The organism is Vibrio sp. MMH1-50, from assembly GCF_022347645.1.
GTDB classification, from domain to species: domain Bacteria; phylum Pseudomonadota; class Gammaproteobacteria; order Enterobacterales; family Vibrionaceae; genus Vibrio; species Vibrio harveyi.
On sequence record NZ_JAKRGG010000010.1, the window covers coordinates 214,482 to 224,686 of the forward strand.

The following is a 10,205-nucleotide window of genomic DNA, read 5'->3' on the forward strand; positions in this document are numbered from 1 at the left end:
CGTACTCATTATTTTAAAAGTTACAGGCGCTGAAAATACAAACGCCCACTCGAAGAGCGGGCACACTATTCTCTACAATCTTAGTGATTTTCTTCTCGGTCAGCAACCAGCTCAGTCACAGGTAGACGCATAAACCAGCTCAGTAAAACGATTAGCATCACTAAAAGCGCAATTTTTACCCAGACAATGGGAGCAACCAGAATAGATACGGTAAAACTGAGCACGATAAATACAGCACCACGCTGCTTCACTTTTCGTGTAACCGCTCGGTGTTTGTGCCAGTTTTCTAGCATAGGTCCGAACGTTTTATGCTCATGCAACCAACGATGAAAAGCAGGACTACCACGCATAAAACAGGCGCTGGCTAATAGAATAAAAGGTGTGGTTGGAAGTAATGGAAGGACGATACCAGCAATGCCAAGTATCATGCAGAGTCCACCAGCAATATTGAAAAAGTAACGCTTAATACGAATGGTGGACTCCAAAAAACAATCGTTTAATTAAAAACCTGCGTAACCGTTTAGTACGCGAATCCAGGTTAGCGTTGCAGGTAAAGTTGGGATCAAAAGAACTGCAATGAAACCTAAAAAGTAAAAAATATTATAAGGCTCTTTAAAATCTTTGTCTGCCATGATGCTTCTTCTCACTTGTTGACTTAGCTTTCTCCCAATCACATATCGTTAAATTATCGTTACGCAAATGGGTCATTATTGTTTTAAGCGCTGACTATACCTTAAACAGCAAACGCTAAACACCAACAAAAAGTAAGGCTATTGTGAGAATGATTATTAATAAGATATAGGATTTTAAACAATAAAAAAAGCAGCACATGAGTGCTGCTCGTGAATTTCTGAATTCATTACATTAAACGATTCAATCGTACAATGTTTAGGCTAAAGCTTGAGGTCCCTAAGCAGCCAATTGAAAGCTGTCCACCTGTGGTAATTGGAAGTTCGCGGGTAATAAAATTCTTCATACTACCATCGCCAAGACGATTGCCGGCCGCGATGTGTTGATTAACATGTCCATCAGACCACTGACTGTCCAGACCTGCCGGCAATATAGAGACTGACGATGATGCTAAATCAGCCACGCCGAACACTGCATTTACTGCACCTGCACACTCTGAACATTGTATGCCCTTTTCAATGATCTCAACCATGTCTTTAAGATCGGCACTAAAACTTTTTAAGTTGCGTAGATAATCATCAAACAGAGCTCTCACCAGTAATGTGGTTGCTACGCCGTCTTGCTGCAGTGAAGCCGAATCCACAAGGTAGAAAGCAAATTGCCCGTTCATTAACCATCGGTAGTCAAACACCAATGGCATCACGTCTGTCGATTGCAGTAATCGGTACGAGCACTTCCAATCTCCCTGAGAGGTGTCTTTCTCAGGCAATAGAGCGTGCAACAAATCACGCGCTGCATTCGGGTTTTGCTGTAGATACTCAAGATGCCAATGAAGCTCTTGGTCATCTGGCATCTCTCCACCATCATCAACTCGGAACCACTGGCTCGAAAAATCTCGTTGTTCTGCAAAGTGGCAGTCCGAATCTTCCAGCGTATTGTCAATCGCTTGAGAGAGATGGTGATAATTTCCAATAGGTTTTGGTAGGAAGTCTTTGATACCAAATCGAAGCGCTTTTGCCACGTCAGACATTTCGTCTGTACCTGACACCACGATCAATGGCATCGATGGATATTCTAGGCTTACTTCCTCCACAAACTCGATTCCGTCTAAAACGGGCATGGATAAGTCGCATAAGACAAGGTCAGGCTCGCACTCACGCAATTGCTGCAGTGCTTCTAAACCGTTTTTAGCTTCTACTACCTTGTAACCCTGACTTTCTAAATAGGCACTAGTTACTCTACGAAATATGGGGTCATCGTCCACCAACATGATGAGCTTGTGATTGACCACTTCCTGCGCCGAGACCATTGCCGTTTGACCGTGAGTCTTAAACATACCTTTGCACCTCACAAAGCTCAGTCAAAAAACAAATTTATACGTTATTATTTTTGTTGTATTCACATCTTACAAAACGTTGTGCAGCAAGACGTCAGGCCCTTTCACCTTGTTATAAACCGTAGCCTTAAATTGACGTTTATACAAATATTCCATGGTTTATCAGTATTTACTAAGAGCGTCCTGCTGTGTTCAAATGGTGCAACATGTTGACTTAAAGCAAACTTTGATCACAAAGTTAATTATAAATTAGCCATAAACGGTAATTTAATGTGTCTGGAAATATGAAATTAGATGATCTAAACCTGTTTCGATTGGTTGTCGAAAATGGGAGCTATACCGCAACTTCGCGAAAAACCATGATTCCGGTGGCAACCATCACCCGACGCATTCAAGCGCTAGAAGACTCTGTCAATCTTCGATTGCTGAACCGTCATGCGCGTAAGCTTTCTCTCACTGAAGCTGGAGAACGCTTTTACCATGAATGCTCACCTCTGCTGCAACGCCTAACCTCGACAGCTGAGGAAATTACGGATGACTGCCGCGGTGCATCGGGCAAAATCAAAATTTCTGCGCCGTACAATCTGACGAAGCGCATGATGATGCCAATGTTCAATTCGTTCATGAAGCAGTACCCAGATATCAACATTGAGTTGACGACGGAAAGCAATGCGGATCAACTTGATCCGACCGAATGGGACGTGATCTTCCGTGTTGGTCCGCAACGTGATTCAAGTCTGATTGCACGCAAAATTGGTGAAGTAAAAGATATTTTGGTTGCAAGCCCTGACTACTTAACGGCGAACCCAGCTCCAAATCACGCTGAGGAGCTTTCTAACCACTCTTTGCTAAAAGGCTCACCGCTTATCAAGTGGACACTGATTAACAGCAAAGGAGAGTCTGTGGTGAACGTAGAGCGCGGTCGTTTTCAAGCAAACGCACTTAACGTGGTTCGTAGCTCTTGTTCAGAAGGTTTAGGTATTACTTTGATGCCTGACGTGATGATCAAAGAGTACATCGAAAGCGGCGATCTTGTGCGCGTACTACCAGATTGGAGCGCAAACCCGCGTGACATCTACATGCTCTACAACCACAAAGACCACTTACCTGAAAAGGTACGCTTATTCATCGACTTCGTGATTGCTTACAACATTCACTAAGCTAAAAACAGAAGCCGATAGAAAACAAAAACCAGAGCCGAAGCTCTGGTTTTTTTATCTCTTGAGAAGTGCGATTTAAGCGCCTTCGTTGTGCAACTCTAAGTTTGCTAGGTCTTGCTGGATTTCGCGCTGTGTTTTCGCATCATCGTTGCGCAGACCATCAAGGAAATCCAGATATTGCTGGTCAATATCACCCGTCACGTACTCACCGTTAAATACGGATGTATCAAACGTAGTGATGTCTTGGTTACCAAGACCAACTGCCTCGACTAAATCATCGAGACGTTGATAAATCAGAGCATCCGCACCGATTTGCTTGCAGATGGTCTCGTTATCGCGTCCATGAGCAATCAGTTCTGTTGCGCTTGGCATGTCGATACCGTAAACATTCGGGAAACGAACTTCTGGCGCGGCAGAAACCATAAACACTTTGTTCGCACCGGAATCACGAGCCATCTCAATGATCTGCTCTGAAGTCGTACCACGTACGATAGAGTCATCGACTAGCAGGACATTTTTGCCCTTGAACTCAGAGCGGATCGCATTGAGCTTGCGACGTACCGACTTCTTACGTTGCTGTTGTCCCGGCATGATAAAGGTACGACCTACGTAACGGTTTTTCACAAAACCTTGGCGGTATGGCTTATCAATCGCTTGAGCAATTTGCAGTGCGATATCGCAAGATGTTTCTGGAATAGGAATAACCACGTCGATGTCTAAATCTGCGTAGTCTTCGCTGATACGCTCACCGAGCTTCTTACCCATTTCAACACGAGCACTGTACACTGAAATCTTATCGATGAATGAATCTGGACGAGCAAAGTAAACGAACTCAAAAATACATGGGTTCAGCTTAGGGTTGTCAGCACACTGCTTAGTGTATAGCTCACCGTCAAATGTCGCGTAAATTGCCTCACCAGGCGCCACGTCGCGAACAAAATCGAAGCCAACAGCATCCAATGCGACAGATTCTGACGCCACCATATACTCTGTTCTGCCGTTTACTTCTCGCTTGCCAAGACAAAGAGGACGAATGCCGTGAGGGTCACGAAATGCAATCATACCGTGACCAATGATCATCGCTGTTACTGCGTATGCACCACGAATAGTGCGATGCACATTAGTCACCGCGCGGAACACGTCTTCAGAAGTCACGTTACCTTTAACGGTGTCGATTTCATGAGCCAGTACATTAAGTAACACTTCTGAGTCTGAAGTGGTGTTGATATGGCGGCGGTCTTTTTCAAACAGTTTCTGACGAACTTCATGAGCGTTTGTCAGGTTACCGTTGTGGGCAAGTGTAATACCGAAAGGAGAGTTTACGTAGAAAGGTTGAGCTTCTGAGGCGCTTGAGCTACCTGCAGTAGGGTAACGAACATGACCAATACCCACCTCACCTTGCAAGCGTTGCATGTGTCTTGCTTCGAACACATCCTTCACTAAACCGTTCGCCTTGCGCAGACGAAAACGATTGCTTTCTATGGTACAAATACCAGCGGCATCTTGGCCACGATGCTGTAACACCGTTAACGCGTCATAAATAGACTGGTTTACAGGCGTTGTGCCCACGATTCCAACAATACCACACATGTCCTAATCCTCGATTTGCGACAGTAGCTGGCACTACTAGATAGTGCCAGACAGAAAACTTGATGTTGCTTTTAAATGCTCGAAGAATGGGGCGATGATACGGCTGAACTCAGGGACCAACTGTGACTCTTTCCACCAATCCGAGCTTGGGAATGCAGTAAACGCATCCATAAAAAACAGCACCGCAGAAACAATCAGTACTCCGCGTAAACCACCAAACACCACACCGAGAATTCGATCGGTTCCTGATAGCCCTGTTTTTTGTACCAGTTGACCAATGACGTAATTCACCACTGCACCAACCACTAGGGTTGCGACGAATAACGCCGCAATTGCGGCTCCGTTTCGAAACATTTCATCTTCGATGTTGGTGAAGTACACCGCCAATTTGGCGTAGTAGTTACTGGAGATAAAAAATGCTCCGAACCAAATCACCAAAGACAAAGCTTCTTTAGCAAAACCGCGAACTAAACTGATCAGAGCTGAAAATCCGATCACACCTAAAATGACAAAATCTAACCAATTCATGTTTTCTTCATCTTAAGTTGGCGCGCATTTTAACAGAAAAAATGCTGACGCAAACGTTTTCTTATGGATTTAATGGCTTAAATTTAAGCAATTGACCTTTTGAGCCTGTAATTTTTTGTAATTCCTTGACCTGTCGTTCAAGTTTACTTTTTGATACATCAGGACCAACAATTACTCGAGTAAAGGTATTCTCTTTTTTTACATGAGCTTGATACCCGCGCTTCTGTAAATCCTCTACCAATGCAACTGCATTCTCATGATTTTTCAGTGCCATCAATTGAATGATCCAAGCCGAATCCTCATATTGATTTTTTTCTTCAACCGGACGAACAGCGACCTCTACCTTTTCAGGCTGCTTGTTCGCGTGTTCAGGTTGAGTGGCAGGCTCTGTTTTTGGTACAGAAACGTCAGCTGGAGACACTTCAGATTCATCCACCGTCGCAGTTACCGGAGATTCTGGTAACGAAACGTTGTCTTCTTCAGGTTCCAAGATTTCAAAGTTTTCCACATCGCTATCAAGTTCTGGTTTGATAGGAATGCTGGCAAACTCTTCTTTGTAGTGCAGTTTCTTACCATCTAGGACGTCAGGGAGCACAATGACCCCCACCGCTACTAGAATGATGGTGCCGACTAAACGACTTTGGAATTTACTTGCCATCAAATTACCTTTGATTACTCATTATTTGATTGCCAATGCTCCAACACCTCGCCCACAGTATGGAAGGAACCAACCACCAAAATGACATCGTCGTGAGCTGCGTGAGTCTTCGCGCTCTCAAACGCCTCTACTGGAGCTTGGAACTCAACTTGACCTTGAGGTAAGTATTGGCACAGTTCATCTGCTGTCGCTGCTCGTGGACCTGTCAGCGATGCTGGATACCATTGCGTTGCAATTGGAGTTAATGCTTCGATTGTTGCTTTGATGTCTTTATCATGCAGCATAGCAACCACAACGTGGATGTTCTTATCCGCATATTGACGCTTCACCTTCTCAACCAAGTATTCAGCTGAATGAGGGTTGTGTGCAACATCAAGGACGATTTCCGGACCCGTTTGCAAAACCTGCATTCGGCCAGCCAAGCGAGCATTATTCAAGCCATTAACGATATTAATGTCAGTGATTTGCAATTCTGACGCGCCGAGAGCCATTAACGCTGTTGCTGCATTCGGTAACGGTAGAGATGGCAATGGCAGATCTTCTAAATCAAATGCGCCACTGCTCCACTTCCAACCTTTCTCAGTTATCTGGTAATCAAATTGAATACCGACTTGGAAAAACTCAGCTTGAATATCATCAGCATGGGCAGCAACCGTCGCCGGCGGTGTTGGCTGACCACAAATTGCAGGTTTGCCCGCACGGTAAATACCGGCTTTCTCGAAGCCAATCACATTGATGTCATCGCCCAGCCAATCAACATGGTCGATAGCCAAGCTAGTGATAACAGACACGTCATGGTCAACCACATTAGTCGCGTCTAAGCGTCCACCTAGACCAACTTCTAACAGGACCACATCCACTTTCTCAACTTGGAAAATACGAAGTGCCGCTAACGTACCAAATTCAAACAAACTTAGGCTTATCTCGCCGCGCTGTTTTTCGATGTAATCGAACGCCTCACAGTGTTTGCTATCTTCTGCATCGACGCCATTGATACGTACTCGCTCATTGTAGCGAATCAGGTGTGGTGAACTGTAAACACCGACAGAGTAACCGGCATCTAATAGAATGGCTTCCATCAACGCACATGTTGAGCCCTTGCCATTGGTGCCGGCAACAGTAATCACAGTAGGAGCTGGTTTGGTAAGGTTAGCCTTTTGCGCTACCGCTTGAACGCGGTCTAAGCCAAGGTCAATCGCTGAAGTGTGGAGATTTGTTAAATAATCAAGCCACATCGTTAGAGGAGATGTGGCTTGAGGAATAGAGTTTTGGGTCATCTAACTTTAACCATTAATTTCTTTGGTTTTTATGTTAGTTGATACTTTACCCTTTTTCGTCCGCTTCTGGTACAGAATATGGCTCTTCATTTGGAGATTCGTTAACCGAAACCACCATAGGAGACTTGTGGTTAGTTAGCTTAGCTACTAGACCACCCACACGCTGACGCATTTCACGACGGTCAACGATCATATCGATCGCACCGTGCTCAAGAAGGAACTCGCTACGTTGGAAGCCTTCAGGAAGATCTTCACGTACTGTCTGTTCAATTACACGGCGACCAGCAAAGCCGATAAGTGCTTTAGGTTCACCAATGTTGATGTCACCTAGCATTGCCAAACTTGCTGATACACCGCCCATTGTTGGGTCAGTCAGTACAGAGATGAATGGCAAGCCTTTCTCAGAAAGACGCTCAAGTGCCGCACTGGTTTTCGCCATTTGCATTAGAGACATCAACGCCTCCTGCATACGCGCACCACCACTTGCTGAGAAACAAACAAGTGCACAGTTGTTTTCAATTGCTGCTTCTACTGCTTTTACAAAGCGCGCACCAACAACAGAACCCATTGAACCGCCCATGAAAGAGAACTCAAAAGCACACGCCACTAGTGGCATGCCCAACAATTCACCTTGCATTACGATCAGTGCATCTTTCTCACCACTGCTCTTTTGTGCAGCAGAGATACGCTCTTTGTAGCGTTTAGAATCTTTAAACTTCAGTTTATCTTGCGGCTCAAGCTCAGTACCAAGTTCCACACGGTTACCTTCATCTAGGAATGTTTCTAGACGACGGCGCGCTTTCATACGCATGTGATGGTTACACTTAGGACAAACTTCTAGGTTACGCTCAAGCTCAGCGTGGTATAAAACCTGCTCACAAGAAGTACATTTGGTCCACACGCCTTCAGGAATAGAAGCTTTACGTGAACTTACTAGGTTGCTTTTCTCTAAAATCTTTTCAAGCCAACTCATGGAAGACCTTTTCTCTCAACTCTTCCGCTTCATTGCGAAAGATATAAATTCGGGAATATTGCGGATGGATTAAAACATATCTTGCCGCGACTGTAGATAAAAAACTGGTTGTACCTATTTTTGATATCATTAATAACGCACAGTTTCAGCACGTATCCAGCCTAAAGTACCGATATTTTGAAACAAAATCGCAAATTTAGTTCAAATTATCTGGCAAAAACAACGGACCGATCGGCACTCGTGGCAATCCAAACTCTTCTGGGTAGTCCACATCCACCAAATATAAGCCTTCAGCTTTGGCGGTCGCGCCTGCTAATTTGCGGTCTTTCGCTTCTAGTAGCCATTTTATCCATTCTGGTTTTTCTTCACCACGACCCACTTTGATCAAGCTACCGGTGATGTTGCGCACCATATGATGAACAAATGCATTGGCTTTGATATCAATCACGATGTAGTCACCATGACGAGTTACGTTAAGGTGCATCAAGTTACGGAATGGGCTCAATGATTGGCAATGCGCAGCACGGAATGAGCTAAAGTCGTTCTCACCCAATAGATACTGCCCTGCTTCATGCATTTTCTTCTCGTCGAGTTCACCATGGTAGTGGCTCACCCCAGAATTCAAAATACCTGGACGCAGTGCATGATTGAAGATGATGTAGCGATAACGACGCGCAGTTGCAGAGAATCGAGCATGAAAGTCATCGTTCACTTCCACTGCCCAGCGGACAGCGATATCACTTGGCATGTTTGCATTTGCACCCATAGTCCAAGCCACCATTTTACGACTCACGTTGGTGTCAAAGTGAACAACCTGACCAGTGCCATGCACACCAGCGTCTGTACGACCTGCACACTGAACTTCAACAGGGTGATTCGCTACCACAGACAATGCTTTTTCTAGCTCTTCTTGGACGCTTTTCACTTCTCTTTGACGTTGCCAGCCAAAGTAGTTTGTACCGTTGTATTCGATACCTAATGCGATTCTCATTTTAACCTTCGAACTCTAAAATGGGGCGGGAAGTATATACGTAAGTCCTTCCAGATACAAAAAGGGCAGCGTTTGCTGCCCTTTTAGTTACCGACCGTTAATCGTATCGATAAGGTTTTTAGCCTCTCGGCGAATATCATCTTCTCCGTAGACAATCGCTTCTTCTAGCAACTTAATCGCGCCTTGAGGATCGTTCATCTCAAGGTAGATTTTTGCGAGATCCAGCTTACCTGCAGCTTCTGCATTGGTATCTACATCGACATCGCCAATATCACCAATCACGTCAGGAAATTCGTTCAGACCCACATCGAGTTTGAGATCTTGCTCTTCAAACTCGCCACCGTCTTTGTCCACTTGCGCCATCAACTCATCAATCGTCATGAATTGATTCTTCTTAGGATCAAAGTCCGTTAAGTCTTCTTGCTCACCCCAGTTTTCTTGCGCGATTTCTGGCTGTGCTAACGCGTCAGACGAACTCCATACTTCACGCTGATCTTCTGGTACCTCTGTTGCTGATGAAGTGCTTTCTGGCGACAGTTTAAAGCCGTCCCAGTCATCACCAACATCCAGCATAGTCTCGAAGTCCATACCAGCGCTTGCAATCGTGTCACTATCTAGCTTGCCATCAAAGACCTCAGATTCAGCATTTTCCGATAACAGGTTCGCCATCGCTGATTCTTCGAAGTCATTTAACTCTGACTCAAAGGCATTGTTCGCTTCTGGCTCCACATCGGCACTGAAAGCTTCTGGTTGCGCAAAGACTTCGAACAAAGCATCGTGGTCATTGTCAGCTTGCAACACTGGCTGAGGCGTTTCTAAGCGCTCATTCGATGCTTCTGGACTAATAGTGTCAGATTCAGCAGTTGATGGCTCTTCTGCCATTGACGCTAGCGCATCTTCTTCGCTGAATTCAGGAAGCTCTAAGTCGTCGAAGTTGAACTCTTCTTCTGCTTCCGCAACTGGCGCTTCAAGATCGGCTGTTTCCGATTCTGTTAGCGCTGGCTCCTCTGCCATTGACGCTAGCGCATCTTCTTCGCTGAATTCAGGAAGCTCTAAGTCGTC

The 10,205-nt window shown here is 45.0% G+C and carries 11 protein-coding genes; 1 reads left to right on the top strand and 10 read right to left on the bottom strand.

The features are described 5' to 3' along the window. Positions 1–80 precede the first annotated feature (80 nt). The 3 genes from MHO32_RS10790 to MHO32_RS10795 form a co-directional block, all read right to left on the bottom strand. Positions 81–485 (bottom strand): YbaN family protein, encoded by a 405-nt coding sequence (locus MHO32_RS10790; protein ID WP_005452088.1) that lies wholly within the window; start codon positions 483–485, stop codon positions 81–83. 15 nt (positions 486–500) lie between these two features. Continuing rightward, positions 501–632 (bottom strand): hypothetical protein, encoded by a 132-nt coding sequence (locus tag MHO32_RS25765; protein ID WP_005452089.1) that lies wholly within the window; start codon positions 630–632, stop codon positions 501–503. A 227-nt stretch (positions 633–859) separates the two neighbouring features. Then, on the bottom strand, positions 860–1,966 hold the full coding sequence (locus MHO32_RS10795; protein ID WP_239211754.1) for a response regulator: 1,107 nt from the start codon (positions 1,964–1,966) through the stop codon (positions 860–862). 284 nt (positions 1,967–2,250) lie between these two features. On the opposite strand from MHO32_RS10795, the gene MHO32_RS10800 reads away from it, so the two are divergent. Further along, entirely contained in the window at positions 2,251–3,126 is an 876-nt protein-coding gene (locus MHO32_RS10800; RefSeq protein ID WP_005452091.1) for a LysR family transcriptional regulator, read from the top strand. A gap of 75 nt (positions 3,127–3,201) precedes the next feature. Here the strand turns inward: MHO32_RS10800 and purF are convergent, their stop codons facing one another. The 7 genes from purF to MHO32_RS10835 form a co-directional block, all read right to left on the bottom strand. Next, positions 3,202–4,716: an amidophosphoribosyltransferase gene (gene purF / locus MHO32_RS10805; protein ID WP_009698549.1), complete on the bottom strand. Its 1,515-nt coding sequence runs from the start codon at positions 4,714–4,716 to the stop codon at positions 3,202–3,204. 36 nt (positions 4,717–4,752) lie between these two features. Further along, positions 4,753–5,244, bottom strand: a complete 492-nt coding sequence (locus MHO32_RS10810; RefSeq protein WP_005432921.1) for a CvpA family protein — start codon at positions 5,242–5,244, stop codon at positions 4,753–4,755. 61 nt (positions 5,245–5,305) lie between these two features. Next, positions 5,306–5,902, bottom strand: a complete 597-nt coding sequence (locus MHO32_RS10815) for an SPOR domain-containing protein (RefSeq protein ID WP_049536866.1) — start codon at positions 5,900–5,902, stop codon at positions 5,306–5,308. 14 nt (positions 5,903–5,916) lie between these two features. Beyond that, the gene (folC, locus tag MHO32_RS10820; protein ID WP_005452094.1) at positions 5,917–7,179 is read right to left on the bottom strand and encodes a bifunctional tetrahydrofolate synthase/dihydrofolate synthase; all 1,263 of its coding nucleotides are present in this window, start codon (positions 7,177–7,179) and stop codon (positions 5,917–5,919) included. A 46-nt stretch (positions 7,180–7,225) separates the two neighbouring features. Beyond that, complete coding sequence (gene accD / locus MHO32_RS10825; RefSeq protein WP_005452095.1) at positions 7,226–8,152, bottom strand: acetyl-CoA carboxylase, carboxyltransferase subunit beta; 927 nt, start codon at positions 8,150–8,152, stop codon at positions 7,226–7,228. Positions 8,153–8,348: 196 nt separating this feature from the next. Continuing rightward, positions 8,349–9,143 carry a tRNA pseudouridine(38-40) synthase TruA gene (gene truA, locus MHO32_RS10830; protein ID WP_005452100.1) on the bottom strand — a complete coding sequence of 265 codons (795 nt, stop codon included), beginning with the start codon at positions 9,141–9,143 and terminating at the stop codon, positions 8,349–8,351. 87 nt (positions 9,144–9,230) lie between these two features. Further along, positions 9,231–10,205: FimV/HubP family polar landmark protein (locus tag MHO32_RS10835; RefSeq protein ID WP_336246145.1), on the bottom strand; the 975-nt coding region annotated here is incomplete at its 5' end.